The sequence below is a fragment of the Pontibacter ummariensis genome, from assembly GCF_900188175.1.
Taxonomy (GTDB): Bacteria; Bacteroidota; Bacteroidia; order Cytophagales; family Hymenobacteraceae; genus Pontibacter; species Pontibacter ummariensis.
Genome location: NZ_FZOQ01000001.1, coordinates 113,322 through 135,854, shown reverse-complemented (window position 1 = coordinate 135,854; position 22,533 = coordinate 113,322). Strand labels below are relative to the sequence as shown.

Here is a 22,533-nt window from a genome sequence, read left to right as displayed (position 1 = left end):
CCATATCCTGCCACCTAAAGCATCTTTTGATGTCTGTTACCCTGCTGTGGGCGCTGATGCTCAACGGCCAGGAGGTGGTAGCCTATTCTTCGGTACCAGGTGCTACACAGCAAAACAGCTCTCAGCTAGCCCCAGAGGCGGAAAGCAAAACAGTTGTAAAGCAGAAGATTTCCTTAGAAGCGACCACTTCTTTTGTGGTCCTGAGCCTGGAACAGGCCGTGGAGCCACTGCCACAGCAACCAAGCTTTGCCAACCCAACCGATGAGCTGCTGCCGGCTTATACCGCTGTTCCTCCGGGGGCAGGCTTTGTTGCACAAATTTTTCCGGTTACCATCCAACCCAACGCCCCCTAGGCAGCACATTACCTCCTTTTTTCTCTCCTTTCGCTTATTTTGTTCTTGAACAGGCTAATATCTTACGCCTGATGGAACGCATGCACTTGGTATTATAGTTGCCTAGGCAAGCGACGGGAGCTTTATCAGAGTAAACTAAATTTATCAATACCAACTCCTATTCTATTTATTAACTAAACAATGCGGAACAAAACGTTAATAATCGTTATGACAATTATAGTATCGGCGCTCTGCCTGTACTACTTGTCGTTCTCTTTTATTGCCCGCAGTGTGCAAAACAGAGCCGAGCTATATGCTACGGATGCACAAGGCAATGTAGATCTAATTAGAAAGCAAGCTTACCTGGACTCTGTATGGAAAGAGCCCGTGTTTTTAGGCCTTACCTACCAGGAAGTAAAGGAAAACGAGTTAGGCCTTGGCCTTGACCTAAAGGGCGGTATGCACGTGGTGCTCGAGGTGTCTCCTGTGGAGATCATCAAAGCCCTGTCTGGCAACAGCAAAGACCCTAACTTCCTCAGAGCCCTGGAGCGCGCGCAGGAAATGCAGGCGAACAGCCAGGAGCGCTTTACAACGCTTTTCCTGGAGGCTTACAACGAGGTTGAGCCAGATGGCCGCCTGAGCCGCATCTTCTCTAACACAGCCAACCGTGGCAGAATCAGCTACGAGTCTACAAACGAGGAGGTGATTGAGGTGATCAACCAGGAAGTGGATGACGCCGTTGACCGCTCTTTCAACATCCTGCGTACCCGTATCGACCGTTTCGGTGTAACACAGCCAAACATCCAGCGCCAAGGGGCTGGCCGTATCCAGATCGAGTTACCTGGTGTTGATAACCCGGACCGCGTGCGCAACCTCTTGCAGGGCATGGCGAACCTGGAGTTCTGGGAAGTGTGGTCTCCACAGGAATTCGGCCCTTACTTTGTGCAGTTAGGCCAGTACCTGGACGAGCAGCAGAAAGCCGGCAAGCTGAACATCGCTACTGGCGCACCTACCACAACAGACGCGACAGGTGATGTGTCTATCGTAGAAGAAGCTGAGCAGGACGTGCTGGCACAGGCAGCCGCTAATGACACCATTGTTTCTGACTCTGCGGCCATCGCAGCCGCAACTGTAGACACAGCAGCTACCGCACTTGACTCGCTGGCTAACAACACCCAAGGCGGTGTACTGGCAAGCCTGTTTACACAAATGCCTGGTGGTATCGGTGCAAACGTACGCGACACGGCTAAAATCAACGATATCTTCAGCCGTCCGGAAGTACGTGCCATGTTCCCTTCTAACATGAAGTTCCTGTGGGCTGTAAAGCCAATTCAGGGCGATGCAGGACAGGAATACGTAGAGTTCTACGCGATCAAGAAAGGCCGCGACGGAAGAGCTCCTTTAACCGGTGATGTAATCAATGATGCCCGTCAGGACTTCGACCAGACAGGCCGTCCGGAGATCACCATGACCATGAACCCAACGGGTGCCAAGCAGTGGGCCCGTCTGACAGGCAACAACGTAGGCCGTCAGGTAGCCATCGTACTGGATGACTATGTATACTCTGCCCCTGTTGTACAGGGAGAAATCACAGGTGGTAATTCCTCTATCTCTGGTAACTTCACCATCGAAGAGGCACAAGACCTGGCAAACATCCTGAAGGCCGGTAAAATGCCAGCGCCGACACGCATCGTGGAAGAAGCTATTGTGGGTCCTTCTCTTGGCCAGGAGGCTATTAACCAGGGTCTGATCTCTACACTGGCAGGCTTCGCGATTGTGGTTATCTTCATGATCGCGTACTACAGCCGTGGTGGTTTCATTGCTGACCTTGCCCTGCTTTTCAACGTGTTCTTTATCCTGGGCGTGCTGGCACAGTTTGGCGCAGCGCTTACCCTACCTGGTATCGCGGGTATTGTACTCACACTCGGTATGGCCGTGGATGCGAACGTACTCATCTTCGAGCGTATGCGCGAGGAATCCCTGAAAGGACTGAGCATGCGTGAAGTAATCAACGCAGGTTATGACAAGGCTTTCAGCACGATCTTGGACGCGAACGTAACAACCTTCCTGGTAGGCTTTATCCTGTACTTCTTTGGATCAGGTCCTGTAAAAGGTTTCGCGATCACGCTGATGATCGGTATTGTGACGTCTTTCTTTACATCGGTGTTTATTTCAAGACTGTTTGTAGAGAATGCCTTTAAGAGAGGTGGAAAGCTGTCGTTCTCGACCTTGCTGTCTGGCAAGATGTTCAGAAACGTGAAGTTTGACGTGATGAAGTACAGAAAGCCAGCTTATGCGCTGTCTCTGGCCATACTGGCATTCGGTTTTGCCGCTATGTTCATCAAAGGCCCTAACCTGGGTGTTGACTTTAAAGGTGGTCGCTCATACGTAGTAGAGTTCGATCAGGCTGTGCCGGCATCTGAGGTGCGTGCTGCCCTGACAGATGATTTCCAGGAGGCTGGTACCGAAGTAAAAACGTTTGGTGCCTCTAACCGCCTGAAGATCACAACCAGCTGGTTAGCCGACAACGAGGCCATTGAGGCAGATGAGCAGGTAAAAGCTGCTTTGCTAAGCGGATTGGAAGAGTACGGTGATCTGAACCCAGAAATACTAAGCTCTTCTAAAGTAGGCGCTACCGTGGCAGATGATATCCAGAACACAGCCTTGATCGCGATCCTGCTGTCGCTGGTGGGTATCTTCCTGTACGTGATGCTGCGCTTCCGTAAGTGGCAGTTCTCACTGGGTGGCGTAGTGGCCTTGCTGCACGATGCCCTGATGATCATCGCCGTGTTCTCTATCCTGAACCTGTTCGGTATCTCTTACGAGATGGATCAGGTGTTCATTGCCGCGGTACTTACCATCATCGGTTTCTCTATTAACGATACCGTGGTAATCTTTGACCGGGTGCGTGAGTACATGAACGATAACCCTCGTTCACACATCAGAGATATTGTAAACCCAGCCCTGATCAGCACGTTCAGCCGTACGGTTATTACGTCCCTGACCCTGTTCCTGGTGGTGGTGATTCTGTTCTTCTTCGGTGGAGAGGTACTGCGAGGCTTCTCATTAGCCATGATCATTGGTGTGATCGCCGGTACTTACTCTTCATTGTTCATCGCTACACCAATTGTGGTGGATACGGTAAAGGACAAGAAAGAGCCGATAGCCTCAACTGCAAAAGTACAGCAGACGCACTAAGCAGCAGATAAAGCTTGACATAAGAAAAGCCCGGAGCTCAGGTTCCGGGCTTTTTTGTTTATAGCTCCCTGCCCTTTCAAGCTGTCCTGCTTGTGCGAATAAGGGCACAAAAGCCTTCTGCTAATCAAGCCCCAACAAGGCTCCACTTTTTAACCCGATTGCTTCAGCATTGAGGGCTTAAAGCCAGTCGCTCATACCACCAAATACTGATTGAAACGTGTCCCCTTCCCTGCTGTCCCTTCCTCCACTAAGGGCCGTATCATTCTTCCATTTCGTCATCCGGTAAAGGTCTTGTTCACAGAATGCCTATCAGCAGAGGGTCTTTTTGCCCTTCCTAAAAGTACACTCTAGTCGTTGAACTAAAGCATTGCCGGGGAATTACCATTTTTCGCACAGTTAAAAGCAAGCTGCTCTCCTAAGGACAAGCACGAACAAGAGCTTGCAGCTTGTGAGCATGCTCAACAGGGTGTAACTAATAGCAGGATAAAAAACGGCATGAGGAGTTCTTTACAGACAGTTCTTTCTGTTAGGGCTAAAGAGGACAGAAAGTCTCAAAAGGCAGCGCTTTTAACTTGCGCAACGTCAGTTACTCTTTTCGATAAAACAAGAGCGGCAGCCCGAAATGGGCTGCCGCTCTTGTTTTATCGAAAATGATAGTTTTCTGCCTGCTTAAACGGTAACTCCGTCTGCTACTACCTCTTTTACTTCCGGCACCATACGCTTTAACAGGTTCTCGATACCAGCCTTCAGTGTAACAGTAGCGGATGGGCAGCCGCTGCAAGAGCCCTGCAGGAACACAGTTACGACACCATCATTATAAGACTTGAACGTAATGTTACCACCATCCTGCTCTACAGCCGGGCGCACATAGTTATCCAGCAGGTCGATGATCTTCTTAGAGATATCGGCGTCCTCGCCAGATGTTTCAGCACCTGCTACTGGAGCTTCTGCTTTTTTCACCTCAAAGCCTTCGTTGAAGATAGGGCCTCCTGCCTCTACATAAGACTTCAGGAAAGTACGCAGCTCCGGAATCAGCTTTACCCACTCCAGGTCAGCTGTTTTGGTAACGGTTACAAAGTTGCTTGCAATAAACACACGCGACACGTAGTCAAAGTTAAAAAGCTCCTGCGCCAATGGTGACTCCAGCGCGCTCTCCAGGTTTGGATAGTCCACGCTTTGGCCTTCCGGCAGCAGCTGCACGTTCATCACAAACTTCATTGACTCCGGGTTCGGGTTAGCCTCTGCGTACACAGAAACTGTTTTTGCTGTATTATTGATCATAAGAATTCTCTGTTTTAGATTAAAACCTTAGCCTATATCTGAAAGTTTCCAAAATTAGGTAATATTTCTGAGATTAAGCCCCTCCCCCTTTCTGCCTGCCCTTAAAGCCACCCCACACGGCCCAATCCGGTGTAGAGAATAGCTATTTAGCACAGAAGCTGTATCTTTGTGCCGCAAGCATTTTTTGACCTGATTTTCACCGCATCTTTCTAAACATGCTAAACAACTTTATTCTACTGGCGCAACCCCACCACGCGCTACCCATTTTCCTGATCATCCCCTTTCTTGTTTTGATCGGAATGATTGCCGCTGGCCCCATCTTCTTTGGCCACTTTTGGGAACAAAACTACAAAACGGTGGCTGTTACACTGGGGCTTACTGTGCTGGCGTACTACCTGTTCGTGCTTCAGGATTACCACATGCCTGCACACACGCTGGCCGAATATGCCTCTTTTGCCATCCTGCTCAGTTCACTGTACATAGCGGCAGGGGGTATTTACATAAACATCAACGCTAATGCTACCCCGGCTATGAATGTGGCTTTGGTGGCTATCGGAGCCGTACTGGCAAACTTTGTGGGTACCACAGGAGCTTCGCTGCTGCTGATTCGGCCGTTTATCCGCCTGAACGTGCACCGCATCAAGCCTTACCAGATCGTCTTCTTTATCTTTATTGTGAGTAATGCCGGGGGCTTGCTTACACCACTGGGCGACCCTCCCCTGTTTATCGGTTTCCTGAAAGGTGTTCCTTTCTTCTGGACACTGCAGCACCTGTTTGTATCATGGGTGATAGCCATAGCCGTACTTTGCCTTATCTTCTTCCTGCTGGATAGCCGCAACAAGGAAGGCTTTCATGCAAAGCCGGAGGTAGTGGCCAAAAACGAGGAGAAAACTGAGTTTTACGTTACCGGAAAACGCAACTTGTTCTGGTTGGCCATCATCATCGGTGCTATTTTCCTGGACCCGAACGTGGTAGAAGGCCTGCCATATATCCCTTACGACGGGAACAAGTTCTCTTTTATTCGTGAGATCATTCAATTGAGTGCTGCTTTTGCCTGCTACCGCTTCTCCAGTAAGACGGCATTGGCCGGTAACCAGTTTAACTTCCACCCGATTTTGGAGGTAGTGTTCCTGTTCTTCGGTATCTTCTTTACGATGATGCCAGCCCTGCAACTGTCAGCCGCCATTGCTTCGGCGCCACAATATGCGCAGTATATTACACCGAACTTCCTGTACTGGGCAACTGGTTCTCTATCTGGTTTCCTGGATAACGCCCCTACGTATGCCAACTTCCTATCACTGGCTATGGCTAAGTACGATATGGCCCAGAACAGTGTAGTAGAGGTACGACAGTTTGCAACGGGGACAGGCGTAGAGCCGGCTACGATGGTCTTATTAGAGGCTATTTCACTGGCGGCCGTACTTTTCGGAGCCTTTACCTACATTGGCAATGGCCCTAACTTTATGGTGAAAGCGATCGCGGAAAGTGCCGGTATCAAAATGCCGACTTTCTTCGCCTACATCGTACGCTTCTCTATCCCGTTCCTGCTGCCAGCCCTGCTGTTAGTGTGGTACCTGTCGGTATACCTGCAATTGTTTTAAGTAACAGTATTAACCATTATAACAGCAGCCTTGGGTAACTAGGGCTGCTGTTCTGTTTTAGGAGGTTGTACTTTTTATGCTTATATTCAGAGAAAGAGACACCTACAGATGGTTAAGTTAAGGCTCACCTGGCACTATTATAAAAGTACACAGCGCTTCAACCTGCCCATCTCACTGATAGCCGGTCTTACGGGCATTATATTCAACCCCCATTTTGTTGTCGGGGCTATCGATGCCTTTAGCCTGTGCTTACTAACCGGAGGCTTTCTGCTGGCGCTCTACCTGTACGAGCAGCGCCACGCCGGGCAGTACTACTTCTACTACAACAGGGGCCTGAGTAAAGTATCGCTGATGGTAGCGTCCTATGGGCTCAACGTGGTGCTCGTTATTTTACTCTTCCTGTTAAAGTTATTCCTGTACCGTTATGTCTAAGCACAGGCTGCAAGTGGACAGCGTGCGATATCGCATTGGTGAGAGGCAATTGCTCACAGATGTTTACCTTTCTTGCGAAACAGGTGAGACTGTTGGCTTGTTAGGCAGAAACGGTTCTGGTAAAACCACCCTGCTGCAGATTATCTTCGGCACCAGGCCTACTGTTAGCAAGCACATTAAGATTAATGACCAGGTGTACCAGGCTCCCTATCAGCAACCAGACCTGCTAACCTACCTTCCGCAGCAAGGCTTTTTACCTAAAGATATCCCGCTGAACTCTGTTATTGACCTGTATTACCGCGAAGCGCAAAAGCGGAAAACGCTGAAAGAGGACGAGCGGATACAACCGCACTTACGGAAGTACGCGGAGGAGCTCTCGAAAGGGGAAAGGCGTTACTTCGAGCTACTCCTGTTACTACTGTCAGATGCTAAATTCCTTCTGCTCGACGAACCTTTCTCCGGTGTCGCGCCGCTGCACGTGGAAGTGATACAGGAATTGCTGATGCAATACGCGGCAACGAAGGGTTTCATCATCACAGACCATGACTATCATACTGTATTAAAAATAAGTGACCGCCTCATACTGTTACATGAGGGTAGTTGCAAACCCATTAGTCATGCAGAAGAACTAGCAGATTGGGGCTATGTACCCTACGGCAAACTGTAAGTGTAGCTAAAAGAGACAACGGCTGGGCTTCCCTCTCTTACCGCAATTGCCTCTTTTGAGGCCTTGGACTACCAAGCGGGACTTGCGGCCGTGACTAAGGTGAGGCTACCAAAGGAGCCTGGGCTAAAGGTAAGCCTTGGCCCTCTGGCTCATAAATCTGTCCTGGATGGCCTCTCTATGGGTGCGGGCGCTAAGGTCAGACATGGTTCGCAACAGCAATTACGGCAGCAGCGAAGCAGACATGTGGCACCGACAGACATTAACTTTTGGGCACTTCTGTCCAGTAGTAGGGCAGCAATAAAAATAAAAAGGCACCAGCAGGCATTAGATACCTGCTGGTGCCTTTCCATTTCAACTTTCGCTTTAGTACTACAGTTTGTTTGCTTTCTGCCGTAGCATCAGATCAGCCAGTACCAGGGCAGCCATCGCGTCCACGATTGGGACGGCACGTGGCAACACGCAAGGGTCGTGGCGGCCTTTACCTTTCAATTCAATATCCTCGCCGGCATCATTTATCGTCTGCTGCGGTTGCAGGATAGTGGCGACCGGCTTAAAGGCAACGTTAAAGTAAATGTCCTGCCCGTTGCTGATGCCACCCTGTACACCGCCTGAGTTGTTTGTACGGGTATGGACATTACCTTCCTCATCGGTATAAAACTGGTCGTTGTGCTCCGATCCTCTCATCTTCACACCCTCAAAGCCACTGCCGCACTCAAAGCCCTTCACAGCGTTAATACTTAGCATCGCCTTTCCCATTTCGGCATGCAGCTTGTCGAAAACCGGCTCTCCCAAGCCTACCGGTACACCTTTAATCACGCAGCTCACCACACCTCCTATGGTATCCAGGCTGTCGCGCACCTCTTCGATCAGGCCGATCATCCGGGAGGCTGTCGCCCCATCCGGGCAGCGCACGATGTTCGAGTCAATCTGGCTCAGGTCCAGCTCGGTATAAGGCTTCTGCAGCTTTATCTTTCCTACCTGCGACACATAGGCTTGTATGCTAATTCCCTGCTGCTGCAGCATTTTAGCCGCCAGGGCACCTGCGGCCACACGGGCTACGGTTTCGCGGGCAGAGCTACGCCCCCCACCCCGGTAATCGCGCAGGCCGTACTTTGCGGTATAAGTATAATCGGCGTGAGACGGACGGAAAGCATGCTCGATATGGCTGTAATCCTTGCTGGCTTGGTCCTTATTGTTAACAACCATGGCAATAGGCGTGCCCAGGGTTTTACCTTCAAACACCCCTGACAGTATCGTTACCCTGTCTTCCTCTTTTCGGGGCGTGGTAATCTTACTCTGCCCGGGGCGGCGGCGGTCCAGTGCCTCTTGAATTTCTTCTGTCGTGATCTCCAGCCCGGCAGGGCAGCCATCAACAATTACGCCCACTGCCGCGCCATGCGACTCGCCAAAAGTGGTTATGCGGAAAAGCTTTCCGTAAGAATTACTCATGTTCTATTTCTTTAAGAAAACGAAGCCGGAAACCAACAGCAGCACCAGCAGAATAATGTTTGCATAGCGCTTGATCTCGTCAAATAAATCCAGCTCTACCAAATTATTGCTCTCGTTCTCGATGATATTATAAAATGATCCTAAGTCTCTTGACAACACCAGTGCATCGCTGTCGCGGACACCAGTGACCTGCACCTGCAATTTGGGGCGAAGGGTATCATAGGCCGCTGTTGCCGGGTTAAAGTAAATCCACTGCAGCGACTCTCCCAAGTCGTACTTGCCTGGCTCCCGTGGCAACACCGTGTAAGAAAAGCTTTTGGAGCCCACCACGCGCCCTGCCCGCCTGGTTACATCCTGCCGCACGTCTGGCGGATAGAACTCCAAGCCTGGTGAAACGTTAGGGCTTGGCGTCATAATTGCTGCCAAGTTGCCCTCTCCTTCTACCTGGAAAAGGTAAGAGAAGCTTTTATTTACCGGCACCCTCTTTTTGGAGAGGCTTTCGTGCAGCCTGTAGTTGCCCACAGCCACCACGTCGCGCAGCGGGTGCGGTGGTAGCGGCTTCACCTCCACTGTCCGTTCTCTCGAGAAAAACGTTTTGTAGCCCTCCTGCCTGTCCTCCGCCAACAGGCTCGGGTTCTTTGCCACCTTGTACTTGATCATCTTTAGTTGCAGCGCCGGAAAATGGAGCGGCTCCTGGTTGATCGGGTACAGTACGGCCTCGTACAATTTAAAGCGCAGGTACGGTTCCCCCTGCACAACTACGTTCTCCGGGACGATCTCTGTAAAGTCAAAGGCCTCCTCCCAAGCATTCGGTTGTTTCAGCTGGCGCAGGATTCCTGTTATCTGATTTGCAAAATCGTAAAAATCCAGCAACCGTTGGTCCTCTTCGGCCAAATAAAAATACAGCGCTACCTTAACCCCCTCTCCCACAAACACCTCTTTCTTGTTCGTATACACGGTCAGGAAGGCATTATCGTCCTTATCAATAAACTCCGGCTCCTCTTCCGGAGTGGCTGGCTCGGTTTCCGCCCCAATTAAGTCCGGCACAGCTGAATGGAGTGGGGCATCAGCTTGCATCGGCAGCACTGTTATCTCCATCCCCGACGACTGTACTGTCTGCCCGTTCACCTTCATCGAAAAAGGCTCCAGTTCATAGGTACCCTCATCCAGGGCGGCATAGTTCTGCGTGATGGTTAGGATCGTTGTAGTGTTGCCCCCGGTGATAATGGTCTTCGTGGAAGAGTACTTATTGCTCTTCTTAAAGCCCTCAATTTCCGGGAAAGGGGTGTAGTCTTTCAGCTGTTGGTCCTGCAGCTTTATAGAAACAGTAAAGTACTGATTAATGGGCAAAGGACTCTTCCCTAGCTCAACGCTTACCGGCTGTGCCCAGGAAGGCAATGCGAGGGCAAAGCAGAGTAGAAGAAAAAGAACAAACGCGCGCATATTCAGCACCGGTAAAAGACGGCTATGGATTACAAAGTACAACACACAAATTTAACAATTTCTGCCACTTAAGTATTCTGTGCACTTAAGTAAGAGCATGCAGGAGGAGCAGAGAGGCTTCCCCTTATAGGCTTGGCCAGCAGTAGCTTATAAAAATAAATTAATATATATAATCAAACAGTTGACTATTGAGTAAGCACTTACTATTTTTGCTAAAACAAACTTAAAGAGAGGTAGCCAACCAGGCTTTTAACTTTTACAATATTATTTAGATTATTTATGCATTTAAATTGAATTAAATCAAGGTAGTTATCACCTTTTTTTATCTTCAATCGTACTAGTTAGCAAGTTACCACTCACTATTTACTTACATGTTAGAATACGTTAAAACCATTTTGTTGAAAGTAAGCTTCGATAAAATGCTGTTTGAAAAGGAGCTTCGAAAAGCTTTAAAGGTTTTAGTAACCGAAGAGTTAGACCACTTAAAGCAGTGGTGCTACGAGCAGTTCTCAGGCATGTACCTCCTCATCTTAAACAAGGTGTTCGCAAAAAATCAAAGTCTCAACGCAAGCTAATCCTTTTCCGGGTTTTCCTGCACAAAGCGGATGTTACGCATCAGGCCGTTATAGCCTGTCCGTTTTACAGCTGACTTTTTAAACAGCTGTGAGAACACCTCATGCGTCAGCTCCTGCCAATCGGCGGTTTTCATCTCCTTTAGCTGCGGGTGCGGCGCAAAGGCGGGCTCTTTATGAGGCTTACTGAACCGGTTCCAGGGGCACACATCCTGGCAGACATCGCAACCGAATACCCAATTGCCGAACTTGCCCTGCATCTCCTGCGGGAGCTGGTCCTTCAGCTCTATTGTAAAGTAGGAGATGCATTTGCTACCGTCCACCACATAAGGCTCCACAATAGCCCCCGTCGGGCAGGCATCGAGGCAGCGTGTACAGGAACCACAGTAATCCTTTAATGGTCCGTCCGGCTCTAGCTCCAGGTCGATGATCAGTTCGGCTATAAAGTAAAAGCTGCCTACCTGCGGGGTGATGAGGTTTGAGTTCTTGCCAACCCAACCCAAGCCGCTCTTTTTGGCCCAGGCCTTGTCCAGCACCGGGGCAGAGTCCACAAAACAACGGCCTCCTACCTCTCCTATTACCTCGTTGATATAGGCCAGCAATGTTTTCAGTTTGTCCTTTATCACAAAGTGGTAGTCGGTACCGTAGGCATACTTCGAGATCCGATAGGTATCGTCCTCTTCCTGCTTCTCCTCCGGGTAGTAGTTCAAGAGCAAAGACACCACTGACTTCGCCCCATCCACCAGCAGGCGCGGGTCCAGACGTTTGTCGAAGTGGTTCTCCATGTAATGCATCTGCCCATGCATGTGCTGGTTTAGCCAGCGTTCCAGCCGGGGGGCCTCCTCCTCCAGAAACTCCGCCTGTGAAACGCCGCAGTACATGAAGCCCAACTCCTTTGCCTTCTGTTTAACCAGGTGTGTGTATTTCTCTTTACTCAAAACGAACAGGATAAAATCAGCTAACGCTACTCTGATGAACAAAATTAAGTCAAAATAAATCCGTAAGAGGCTTTCCTATGGCTATAGCGACGCTTCCACAACAAAAAAGCAGGCACAGGGCCTGCTTTTCTGAAAAACGTAATCACAAACAACTTATTCTTCTGCCTGATCAAACAGGCCGCCCGCTGTTACCTGCTGTGGCGGTATCTTGCCCAGGTGGCGGTAAGCAGCTTCGGTAGCCTCACGGCCGCGGGCAGTACGCTTAATGTAGCCCTCCTGAATCAGGAACGGCTCATACACTTCTTCAATGGTCTCGGCCTCCTCGCCACAAGCGGTGGCAATAGTAGATATACCTACCGGGCCGCCTTTGTATTTGTCAACGATGGTTAGCAGAATGCGCTTATCCATGTCGTCCAGGCCGTTATGGTCCACATCCAGCGCGTTCAGGGCAAACTTCGCTATATCCACTGTAATCGTACCGTCTCCTTTTACCTGGGCAAAGTCACGGGTACGGCGCAAGAGGTTATTGGCAATGCGGGGTGTACCACGGCTACGACGGGCGATCTCAAAGGCAGCATCCTCATGTATAGGAGCACCAAGCAACATAGAGGAACGCTTCACGATGGAGGTCAGTAACTCCGAGTCATAGTACTCCAGGCGGCTGTTGATGCTGAAGCGCGCGCGCAGTGGGGCCGTCAGCAAGCCGGAGCGGGTAGTCGCACCAATTAAAGTAAAGGGGTTCAGGCTGATTTGCACAGAGCGTGCATTCGGACCTGAGTCCAGCATGATGTCGATCTTGTAATCCTCCATAGCCGAGTACAGGTACTCCTCCACAATCGGGTTCAGGCGGTGTATCTCATCAATAAACAGCACATCGTTCGCCTCCAGGTTCGTCAGCAAGCCCGCCAGATCGCTTGGCTTGTCCAGTACGGGACCAGAGGTCATCTTGATACCGGCACCCAGCTCTGAGGCAATAATGTGCGACAGCGTGGTCTTACCCAAGCCCGGAGGGCCGTGCAGCAGCACGTGGTCCAGCGCCTCGCCTCTTCGCTTCGCTGCCAGCACAAACACTTTCAGGTTCTCCACCACCTTCGCCTGACCGGTAAAGTCACTAAAGCTTAGTGGGCGGAGCGCCTTATCTATATCGCGCTCGGCTGGCGTCATGTACTCTTTTTCGCCAGTGAGATAATCTTCTCTCATAAGTATAGTTCTTCTTCACAGATGAGCTTTCGCTGCTCTTAAAGGTAACAGTTTTAGCCTTTCTTTTGCTCCATTTGAGCATACGAATTTACTTAAAATTGCTAATTATTTTATAGATAACGATCACAAATCTAATATTATTAGCAATAACTAAATTTACTCCCTAAACACGCTTTCCCATAGTACCTTTCGCCACACCCTTGATACGATGCAAGCCAGCCAACCTATAATTACCAGCCGCGCCTTCTTTAGCCCGGGCGACGATTGCCTGCATGCGATCGTCAGCAGCATAGAGGAAGCAGTACAATCTATGAAGATTTGCGTGTTCACCATCAGCGACGATCGGATCTCCGATGCCATTGTCCGGGCACACCGAAACGGGATCAGCGTCAAAATCATTACAGACAACGACAAGCTCCACGACACAGGCTCAGACATAAGAGAGTTGGCTGCAAAAGGCCTGGAAATACGGGTAGACAAAACCCGCAGCCATATGCACCATAAGTTTGCGATTTTTGATGAGGCCCGTGTACTGACAGGCAGTTATAACTGGACCCGCAGCGCAGCTTTGTACAACCACGAAAACGTGCTCATTACCGACAACCGGCAGATTGTGCAGGATTACAGCCGGGAATTTGACCGCCTCTGGAAACAGATGACCAGATACGCTTTCCGCCGCAAGCATAAGACTCCCCTTAGCGAGCCCGGCCAGGACTAGCCGAAAAAAAAGAAGCAGCCCTGCTAACAGGAACTGCTTCTCTTATAGTTAAATAAACTACAGCGCTTATTTGAAAGCCGGTATACCCGTGATATCAGCACCTGTAATTAGCAGGTGAATATCGTGCGTGCCTTCGTAGGTGATCACCGACTCCAGGTTCATCATGTGGCGCATGATGGGGTATTCCCCGGTGATGCCCATACCGCCATGGATCTGGCGCGCCTCCCGGGCGATGTGCAGGGCCATGTCCACGTTGTTACGCTTGGCCATGGAGATCTGCTGCGTAGAGGCTTTGCCTTCGTTCATCAGGGTACCCAGGCGCCAGGCCAGCAACTGTGCTTTTGTAATCTCAGTCAGCATTTCCGCCAGTTTCTTCTGAGTAAGCTGGAAGGCACCGATAGGCTTATCGAACTGAACACGCTCCAGGCTGTACTTTCTGGCAGACTCGTAGCAGTCGATAGCCGCCCCAATTGCTCCCCAGGAAATACCGTAGCGGGCAGAGTCGAGGCAGCCAAGCGGTCCCTTCAGGCCGTCTGCGTTTGGCAAGAGGTTTTCTTTGGGCACCTTCACGTTATCAAACACCAGCTCACCGGTGGTACTGGCACGCAGGCTCCACTTGTTGTGGATCTCCGGCGTGGTGAAGCCTTCCATACCACGCTCCACGATCAGCCCTTTGATGCGCCCTTCCTCGTTTTTTGCCCACACTACCGCCACCTGGCACTCCGGCGAGTTCGAAATCCACATTTTGGCGCCATTCAGCAGGTAATGGTCTCCCATGTCTTTGATGTTGGTCATCATGCCGCCCGGATTAGAGCCAAAATCAGGCTCCGTCAGCCCGAAACAGCCTAGCCATTCCCCACTTGCCAACTTGGGGAGGTACTTCCTGCGCTGCTCCTCTGACCCATACTTATAGATAGGATACATAACCAAGGATCCCTGCACAGAAGCTGTGGAACGCATCCCAGAATCACCCCGCTCAATCTCCTGCATGATAATCCCATAGCTGATGTAGTCGAGGCCTCCCCCACCGTACTCTGCGGGAATGGTGGGACCAAAAGCTCCGACCTCCCCAAACTTCTTCACGATTTCGGTTGGGAAGCGCGCCTCCTGTGCCCACTGTTCTATGTAGGGAGAGATCTCGCGCTTCACAAAATCACGCATGGTCTGGCGGATAAGCTTGTGCTCTTCGGTTAGCAGCTCATCTATATCAAAGTAATCAGGTGCTCCGGCAGGTTCGTAAGCCATAGTTTTATCTTTAGGTGTGTGATAGGGTAATACGCAAATATAGAATTTTCAGCAAAACCTGTACGGGGACAAAACGAAAAGCCCTACCGGTTGGCAGGGCTTTTCGTGCATCCACTGAGTAAAACTACTATTGATCTTCTCTAGAACTTCAGGCCGACAGACAGTAAGTAGTTGCGGGTTGCCTGCGGGTAGTAGAAGTTCTCTGTCACGGGCTCTCCATAAATGTAACTGAAAGTGTAGCCATTCGCGGCGTACTTCTCATTGAACACGTTGTTCACCAACAGTCCGAATTCCAGCTCTTTCAAAGCTTTATTAACGGCAATGTTGTAGCGTAGGCGCAGGTCGCCTACCTGATAAGCCGGTATAATCCGGTTCTCATTCTGGGTATTGTCGAGGTACTGCTTGCTGACTGTTTTATAAATAAAAGCAGCTTTTAAGCCACGCAGTACCCTCACCTCTAACTGGCTGGTCGATATCCACTCCGGAGAGAAGGCGATGGCTGTCTCATTAAAATCATGGCGCACCTGGTCTCCTGTACCGTAATCATCCACAAACTCACTGAAGTTCTCGATCATGTTCTGGCTGTAGGTAACGTTGCTGCGCAGGCTGGCGCTGTTTCCTAAAGTTAAGGCGCCGGCAAACTCCACTCCCTGCCGATAGCTCTTATCAATGTTTGTGCGCGTATAAGCTCCCACATCGTTGATCTGCCCCGTGAGGACCAGCTGGTTCTTATAGTTCATGTAGAAGTAGTTCGCCTCCACATCCGCGGTTAACTTCTGGCCAAACAGCTCTGTCAGCCCAAACACACCACGGTAGCCGGCCTCCACGTTGCGCAACGTCTCGTGCTTTGGACGGCTGCTTGGGGTAGACTCTGTAAAATCGTCGCGCACTGGCTCGCGGTTACCAACAGCAAAGGAAGCGTAAAGCTGATGCTCTGGCTGCAGGCTATACGTTATACCCGCCTTCGGATTCCAGAAAGTGTAAGCTGCGTCTTGTGTGATGTTCTCTCCATCATTGTCGAAGCCCAGGAACTCGTACGTGACTGTACGCAACTGCAGGTCTCCAAACACGCTTAGCGCGTCCGTCAGGTTATAACTGGCCTTGGCAAAGACGTTAAAGTCCGTCTTCTCGGCGTCGTTGTCGTAGTAAGTATCCCGAATGTTAGAGGTTAAAGCATAGCGGGCCCAAATAAGCTCCCCGAAATGGCGTCCTTCGTACCTGTTCCAGGCTCCGCCCAGTGTGGCATTAAGTTTTCTGCTCTGATTGTATTGCAAGGCATAGGTGGCGCCATAAAAGTCATTGTCCAGCCATCGGCGGCGGATGATATCAGAAGTAGCGATGACCTCCCCGCCAATCTCCACGTTCGGCAACCCGTAATCCGCCAAGTCATCCTCTGGCTTAAACTGCTCATAGTAACCTCGCCCATAGGTATAGTGCAGGGCACCAGAGAAGCTAAGCCCCGGCAAAAAGTCATGCGACAAATGCAACTGGTAGTGGTCCTGCTGGTAGTTGTCCGTTTCATTGTCATAGGTATAGTAGTTATACCGTCGGCCGGCAGTAAGCAGGTTCTCCCGGTCCGGCCCCTCGATGTAATTGCGGGCGATGTAGGCCTGCAGGTCTGCGGCACTCCCATATACCAGCGCTTCCGGCGTGCCGTACCAGGCCTGGTAGGTTTGCTCTTTTCCGGAGAAAGTAATGAACTTGAGCGTAGTTTTATCGCCATAGTAACCGCCTGAGAAGTAAAGCGACTTCAGATCAGACCAACCCCGGTCTACGTAGCCATCGGACTTAATGCGGGACAGGCGGCCATCAAAAGCAAACTTGCCGTTGATCAGCCCCGTCCCAAAGCGCACGTTATTCTTCCAGGTATTAAAAGAGCCGTAGCTGTTGTCCGTCTCAGCATAGGGCTCCCGGCGCAGACGCTCTGTCTGCACGTTGATACTGGCCCCAAAGGCACCGGCACCGTTGGTAGACGTACCTACCCCACGCTGCACCTGTATGTCCTGCACAGAGGAGGCAAAGTCCGGCATATTCACAAAAAAGACGCCATGGCTCTCCGAGTCGTTTACCGGAATACCGTTTACGGTTACGTTGATGCGGGTAATATCGGAGCCGCGGATGCGGATGCCCGTGTAGCCTACCCCGGCACCGGCGTCTGAGTTCACCACCACTGAGGGTGTCTGCTCCAGCAAGTACGGCAGGTCCTGCCCGAAATTGCGCTCCTCAATTTCCTCGCGCGATACGTTAGTGAAGGTAGTACCCGTTTTCTCGTCTGCCCGGGTCGCCTGCACGACTACCTCGCTGGCCTGCATGGCCGTGGGGCGCAGGGCGATGTTCAGAAACAGGTCCTCTTTCAGATTTACGGGTACTGTTTGCTCCTCAAAACCCAGAAAGCTTACTTTTAGCTTGTAAGTACCGGTTGGCAGGTTGTGGAAGGTAAAAGCCCCTGCAGGACCTGAGGCTGCCCCGATGCCTACCCGCTCCAGGGCTACGGTAGCGCCAGCCAGCCCGTCTTCTGTAACAGCATTGCTGACCCGCCCGCTTAGCGTGTACTGCGCCAGCAGTTGAAACGGCAGCAGCAAGGCCGCCATTGTCCATAAAAATTTACGCATGGTAAGTTGTAAAAGAAATAAGTGAAACATACAGGCATGCCAGGGGTTAGCATCCCGATAATTATAGTTTCCTCCGTTTTCCCTTCGCCGGCATTACCCGGATCAGGTTCAATGGGTATGATCTCAGCCCGTTGTTGTAAGGCACCCCTAAACTACCGCAAAGGTACGTGGGTTTTTAGTTAAATCAAATGATAGCCGGAAAGTGACTGGTTAACGTATATTATATACTAGTTAACAGCATTTTGTTTTTCATAAAATGCAATAACCAGATGCCCAAAAAGTACGTTGTAAAACATAAACAGGCACATTTCCCTGCACCTGCTTTTTTTATAAAATCCTGGAGATATGCCTACTGAAGTTTAATAGTAAAAGAAGAAATTGTGATGATGATCAGCATACTTTACACGTTAGCATTATTGACCATACTGGCATACTACGCCTTCGCCCCTAGGAAGAAATTTAATAGGCCTCCGTCCACGGATAACGATGATGATGGAGGCGAACCGCTTGGCGATGACCTGCCAGATATAGACCTCCCACCAGGGATCTCCCGCCCTATAAACGACTTTGAGCCGAAGTATGATTTTAGAAAGATAAAGGTTCCTAAGTTTCCGGAACCCTCGCTACACTGATAGTGATAGCTGTTAAAAGCAGGAGCCCCGGCTGAACTAAATCAGCCGGGGCTCCTGCTTTTAACAGCTATCACTTTAAATTACAAAACAGTGATTATGAAGGTACGCTCAAAAGACTGCTTGGGCCCGAGCTGATTGATCCCCTCCTTCTCCTGCAGTTCGCCGGACGCCCCTGCCTTACTGGCAATGCCGCACCAGGGTTCGATGCACACATACGGCGAAGGCCCCGGCTTGGCCCAGATGCCCAGGTAAGGAAAGCCTTCAAAAGCTACTTCAATACGGCGTGGGTTGGTCTTACTGGCCAGCGTAACCTTCTTTGAGTTTAACTCCTTTAACACAATAGCGTCTTTCTCGAAATACTGGTGGCTTAGCGGCAATACCCGTTCCTGCTGCAAAACTCTCTCAGTGTCCCCGTTTAGCAAGCCTTGTTCATTCAGCAAATAGCGGCTGAGCGTCTCTTCCTTCTCGAACTCCAGGTAATAGTCGGTATAGTCCTCGTTCTGATACAAAGGCACGTTAAAGCCCGGATGGGCTCCAATGGAGAACCACATGGCCTCCTCTTCCTCATTGCGTACCAGGTAGGTAACGGCTAATTGGTTATCCACAAGTTTATAGGCAATCAGGAGCCTGAAGCGGAAAGGGTACACCGCCAGGGTGCTCTCGTCATGCTCCAACTCAAACACCAGCTTATCGTGGTGTTCCTCTACCAATTCAAACTCCTTTCGCCGGGCAAAGCCATGCCGGGGAAGATGATAGGCTTTCCCGTGATAGGTATACTGCTGATTGGGCAACTCTCCTACAATCGGGAAAAGGTTTGGCGCATGGCCGCTCCACACCTTCGGGTCTGCCACCCAGATCAACTCCAGGTTCTCGTCTTTTTTTACAAAGTGCTGCAGTTCGGCACCCTGGCTGTCGATGCCAACCTTATACCGGTCGTTCTCTAAAAAATATAGCATAGTTTTATGATAAGGGGTCATGTTGCTGGAGCAACGCATCTACATGCTGCCGGGCCACGTTAAAGCGGTCTTGTTGCTGGCCTTGCACTTCCACAAAGGGTACGCCCAGCGCCTCCAGCTCCCGTTTATACCAGTCGTAGAAGAATTGCCGCAGGTGCGGGTGCTCGCGCTGCGGGTCCGGCTCCCAGGGCAAATCAACGCCCATCAGCAGGTAAAGGTTGTACTCCTGCTGCGCTAGTTTTTCCTGTATCCAGGCTGGGCACTGGCCAAAGGCGTGTTCGCTCCATATCTTGAGCACCAACATGTCGGTATCCGCGAAAAGAAGTTTCTTTGCCCCTTGCTGTGCCTCCTGCTCCAGGGCTAATTGCCCTCGCGCAATGGCCTTAATGTCCGCTAATGTATAGGGCTTATCTAAATTGCCGACATACGAGCGGGCATATTCCGGCACCCAGACAGTCTGGTAGTGCCGGGCCAACTGCACCGACAGCGTAGATTTGCCCGTAGATTCCGGCCCGGTAATCGCGACTTTCAGCATGCGGCAAAGGTCGCGAAAAAGCGTCAGAAAAGAGCAAAGACGGCCTAAAAGCAAAAATCGTTGGGTTCAGGTATCCTCATGTACCTGAATCCAACGATTTGATACTCCTTCAGGAGTGCTTTTGACGGGAAGCCTCAAACCGAACCAGTTCCGGAGGGTGCACAAGCGTATAGAAAGGTATTTAGCCTTGTTCTATGTCTGTCTGTTGGGCAACTGCTGGTCTGAAGCCTGAGTAAATATATAACGTTTTTTCTTATTTTTATAATTAAACTAACACAGAATAGTATAAATACCATTAACTCCCGTGAATGAACCAGAAACACAAGTGAAGGTAGCAATAACTTAACAGAAGGCTAATAATAAGGGGCACCAGAAGAAATGCCCCTTATCATTGTCATGCGAATTATCCCAGCAACTTATCTCTCCTTCTTTAGTAATTTAACTGTTTTTACCCCGGTGGCACTCATCATCCGGGCCAGGTACATCCCCTCCCTCATACTACTGCCATTTACCTCTATACGTGTTACTTCGCCTGCTTTAGCAGTACCGGCCTTCAGTTGTCGAACCAAAGCCCCCTTCATGTCATAAAGGTTGATCTCGTACTTGCCATCCTGCTCTGCTTTAAACTCAAGCGTAGTGCTTTCAGAGAACGGAACCGGGTAGGCGGTTAACTGGTCCTGGGCCTTCGGGTGCTCTTTGACTTGAAGGGAACTTATAACAGATGTAGTTGGCAGAACCTCAGGGCTCTCACAACTGCTAACACTACAGTCTGCAGCTGCCGAAATACACCCTTCAGGGTTCTTCACTTTTATGCCAGTTACAGAACCGGCTTCCAACTCTGCAAAGACAGGGCTGCTCTGCCAGGTAGCGCCATTATTTACGGTGTACAGGAAACCTTCGCCTGTTGGACTGACGATGGTAACTGAACCTTTTGCTGGGCCACAAAGCGAAGGTTGCACGATACATACTGTTGGTGCCGCTGGTGCTGCCTTTGGTGCAGTGACTACCGAACTGCTAACGGCACTGGTACACCCTCCGCTAATTGTTCGCGTTGCTGTTAGGGTCACAGCAGAATTAACTGTTCGTGGGTTACCGTTTCCATTGTCGCTCCAGGCCAACTCACCCGAAGCAATCAGGTTACCCGATGCATCCCTGGCTGTTACCGTTGATGTGCCGTTGCAGTCGTTTTCGACATGCAGGATAGGAGCTGCCGCTAGCGGTTTTACAGTGACGTCTACAGTAAAAGGATTGCCCTCACAGTCGTTCGCCAAAGGTGTTATCGTATAACGCACTACTCTTTCTGTGGTTCCGCTGTTAATAAGCCTTTGCTTAATGGAGGCTCCGCAAGATGAGTTACAGCTACTAAACCCTGTCACTTCTCCTCCAGACGGCGAAGCCAGCAAAGTTGCCGTCCAGGTATAGGCGGCTCCCGCCACAGAAGAACTTAAGGGAATATCTGTTTCTTGCCCGCTGCAAATTACGGCTGTACTGTTCGATCCGGCAGGCTTAGCATTGACTACCATGGTGACCTCGTTAGATGTAGCCGGCGAACCAGTAAGACAAGGTGAGGCGTTGGAAGTCATCACGACAGACACTTTATCCCCGCTTGTCAGAGTCGAACTAGTATAAGCAGCACTGTTAGATCCAACGTTGCTTCCATTCAGTTTCCACTGGTAGGACGGCGCACTTCCCCCGTTAGTTGGCGTAGCAGTAAAAGTAACACTGGTGCCAGCACAAATGGTGTTGTTCGTTGCATTGGAAGAAATGCTGACGCTTGCCGGCTTAGTTGGATTTACAGTTAAGGTAGCAGCACTGCTAATGATGCTACACTGCAAGTCACTTGTAGAGGTACTGACTACCTGAACACGGTACTTATACCCATTCAAACCCGTGACGTTGTTGATGTTCAGGGTTGTAGCCCCTGAACTTACCGGAAGGCTTGTAGTTGAAACGGTATAAGTAGCCGAAGCAGGCAAACTGCTCCACGAAGTACCGTTATCTGAACTCACCTGCCATTGTACAGACGTAACATGTGTGTTAGGTGCCGCCGTAAAAGCAGTTGCAAAACTTGCGTTGTCTCCAGTACACTTTGCATCACCTGCTTCAAAAGATGAAAGACTTGCTGTTGCACAAGGATAAGTTACAATGGGAATGTAGTTATTGTCTTGCTGCTTCCAACACTTGGAGGGCGTACTTGGGGCCTGTGCATCTGTACCCTGGCAATACTGAGAGTTCCCCGTTCCCCAGGAGATGGACGTGTTAACCATCTTAATCGCCGTTCCACATGCCCAGGCAAACTTTTTAGAAAAGTTTACAACGGTACCAGCTGAAAGGGTGGCACCGAAGCACTCTCCTAAATTAGCAACAAGTGCTCCAGAGGCATCATCCTTAACAATACTGCCACTAATACTCACTCCTTTCCGAGGTGTGTTTGTCGACAGTTCTAAGGCAAGCCTCACTTCAATGTTAGTACCGTATGTACATGGGAGCTGTTGATCTAAGGGAGCGCCAGTAGTTGCATCAACTAAATAAGCCCTAAGTATCTGCACATCGTTTGAGGTACAGTTCTGTGCATAAGCTGGCAGGTAAACAAACGTTCCTACCATAAAAACACATACAATTAAAGCGACTTGCCTTAGCTTTTTTGACAGCGGGTGCCCCTCTCTGCCTCTTGGGTTCTGTAAAATTTCCATAATCGTTTTATAGTGTTGGTTTTAGTTGT

At 50.2% G+C, this 22,533-nt stretch carries 18 protein-coding genes and 1 riboswitch; of the genes, 8 read left to right on the top strand and 10 right to left on the bottom strand.

Annotated elements, in window-relative coordinates; translation table 11 throughout:
- The first annotated feature begins 29 nt into the window (after positions 1–29).
- Together CHB92_RS00705 and secDF are read left to right on the top strand one after the other, a co-directional pair.
- Positions 30–353: an RNA methyltransferase gene (locus tag CHB92_RS00705; RefSeq protein WP_089317237.1), complete on the top strand. Its 324-nt coding sequence runs from the start codon at positions 30–32 to the stop codon at positions 351–353.
- Positions 354–533: 180 nt separating this feature from the next.
- Entirely contained in the window at positions 534–3,530 is a 2,997-nt protein-coding gene (gene secDF / locus CHB92_RS00700; protein ID WP_089317236.1) for a protein translocase subunit SecDF, read from the top strand.
- A gap of 669 nt (positions 3,531–4,199) precedes the next feature.
- Here the strand turns inward: secDF and CHB92_RS00695 are convergent.
- Complete coding sequence (locus CHB92_RS00695; protein WP_089317235.1) at positions 4,200–4,811, bottom strand: NifU family protein; 612 nt, start codon at positions 4,809–4,811, stop codon at positions 4,200–4,202.
- Positions 4,812–5,026: 215 nt separating this feature from the next.
- Here CHB92_RS00695 and CHB92_RS00690 point away from each other — a divergent pair, with 215 nt between their 5' ends.
- The 3 genes from CHB92_RS00690 to CHB92_RS00680 all read left to right on the top strand — a co-directional run bounded on the left by CHB92_RS00690 (position 5,027) and on the right by CHB92_RS00680 (position 7,511).
- Positions 5,027–6,412, top strand: a complete 1,386-nt coding sequence (locus CHB92_RS00690) for a sodium:proton antiporter (RefSeq protein ID WP_089317234.1) — start codon at positions 5,027–5,029, stop codon at positions 6,410–6,412.
- A 108-nt stretch (positions 6,413–6,520) separates the two neighbouring features.
- Entirely contained in the window at positions 6,521–6,844 is a 324-nt protein-coding gene (locus tag CHB92_RS00685; RefSeq protein ID WP_089317233.1) for a hypothetical protein, read from the top strand.
- Positions 6,837–7,511, top strand: a complete 675-nt coding sequence (locus CHB92_RS00680) for an ATP-binding cassette domain-containing protein (protein ID WP_089317232.1) — start codon at positions 6,837–6,839, stop codon at positions 7,509–7,511. The genes CHB92_RS00685 and CHB92_RS00680 overlap by 8 nt, the downstream gene beginning before the upstream one ends.
- Before the next feature lie 369 nt (positions 7,512–7,880).
- On the opposite strand, the gene aroC is transcribed toward CHB92_RS00680, so the two are convergent.
- Both aroC and CHB92_RS00670 read right to left on the bottom strand, forming a co-directional pair.
- A complete protein-coding gene (gene aroC / locus CHB92_RS00675; RefSeq protein WP_089317231.1) occupies positions 7,881–8,960 on the bottom strand; it encodes a chorismate synthase in 1,080 nt (359 codons plus the stop codon).
- Between the two features lie 3 nt (positions 8,961–8,963).
- Positions 8,964–10,403, bottom strand: coding sequence for a BatD family protein (locus CHB92_RS00670; RefSeq protein ID WP_089317230.1), 1,440 nt, complete (start codon positions 10,401–10,403; stop codon positions 8,964–8,966).
- A gap of 371 nt (positions 10,404–10,774) precedes the next feature.
- Between CHB92_RS00670 and CHB92_RS26055 the strand changes: the two genes are divergently transcribed.
- A complete protein-coding gene (locus CHB92_RS26055) occupies positions 10,775–10,978 on the top strand; it encodes a hypothetical protein (protein ID WP_089317229.1) in 204 nt (67 codons plus the stop codon).
- Here the strand turns inward: CHB92_RS26055 and queG are convergent.
- Together queG and ruvB are read right to left on the bottom strand one after the other, a co-directional pair.
- Positions 10,975–11,913, bottom strand: coding sequence for a tRNA epoxyqueuosine(34) reductase QueG (gene queG / locus CHB92_RS00660; RefSeq protein ID WP_089317480.1), 939 nt, complete (start codon positions 11,911–11,913; stop codon positions 10,975–10,977). The two genes, CHB92_RS26055 and queG, sit on opposite strands and share 4 nt — an antisense overlap.
- A 153-nt stretch (positions 11,914–12,066) precedes the next feature.
- Entirely contained in the window at positions 12,067–13,113 is a 1,047-nt protein-coding gene (ruvB, locus tag CHB92_RS00655; protein ID WP_089317228.1) for a Holliday junction branch migration DNA helicase RuvB, read from the bottom strand.
- Positions 13,114–13,321: 208 nt separating this feature from the next.
- Here ruvB and CHB92_RS00650 point away from each other — a divergent pair, with 208 nt between their 5' ends.
- Complete coding sequence (locus CHB92_RS00650) at positions 13,322–13,831, top strand: phospholipase D-like domain-containing protein (protein WP_089317227.1); 510 nt, start codon at positions 13,322–13,324, stop codon at positions 13,829–13,831.
- Between the two features lie 66 nt (positions 13,832–13,897).
- Here the strand turns inward: CHB92_RS00650 and CHB92_RS00645 are convergent, their stop codons facing one another.
- A complete protein-coding gene (locus tag CHB92_RS00645) occupies positions 13,898–15,076 on the bottom strand; it encodes an acyl-CoA dehydrogenase family protein (protein ID WP_089317226.1) in 1,179 nt (392 codons plus the stop codon).
- Between the two features lie 140 nt (positions 15,077–15,216).
- Entirely contained in the window at positions 15,217–17,688 is a 2,472-nt protein-coding gene (locus CHB92_RS00640; protein WP_089317479.1) for a TonB-dependent receptor, read from the bottom strand.
- 62 nt (positions 17,689–17,750) lie between these two features.
- Positions 17,751–17,847: riboswitch (TPP riboswitch) on the bottom strand.
- Between the two features lie 224 nt (positions 17,848–18,071).
- On the opposite strand from CHB92_RS00640, the gene CHB92_RS00635 reads away from it, so the two are divergent.
- Positions 18,072–18,320, top strand: coding sequence for a hypothetical protein (locus tag CHB92_RS00635; RefSeq protein WP_089317225.1), 249 nt, complete (start codon positions 18,072–18,074; stop codon positions 18,318–18,320).
- Between the two features lie 80 nt (positions 18,321–18,400).
- Here CHB92_RS00635 and CHB92_RS00630 read toward each other — a convergent pair whose 3' ends face one another.
- From CHB92_RS00630 to CHB92_RS00620, 3 genes are all read right to left on the bottom strand, one after another.
- Positions 18,401–19,276: an aldose 1-epimerase family protein gene (locus CHB92_RS00630; RefSeq protein ID WP_089317224.1), complete on the bottom strand. Its 876-nt coding sequence runs from the start codon at positions 19,274–19,276 to the stop codon at positions 18,401–18,403.
- A gap of 4 nt (positions 19,277–19,280) precedes the next feature.
- Positions 19,281–19,811 carry an AAA family ATPase gene (locus tag CHB92_RS00625; RefSeq protein WP_089317223.1) on the bottom strand — a complete coding sequence of 177 codons (531 nt, stop codon included), beginning with the start codon at positions 19,809–19,811 and terminating at the stop codon, positions 19,281–19,283.
- 416 nt (positions 19,812–20,227) lie between these two features.
- Complete coding sequence (locus CHB92_RS00620) at positions 20,228–21,820, bottom strand: PKD-like domain-containing protein (protein ID WP_219899070.1); 1,593 nt, start codon at positions 21,818–21,820, stop codon at positions 20,228–20,230.
- Positions 21,821–22,533: the final 713 nt, after the last annotated feature.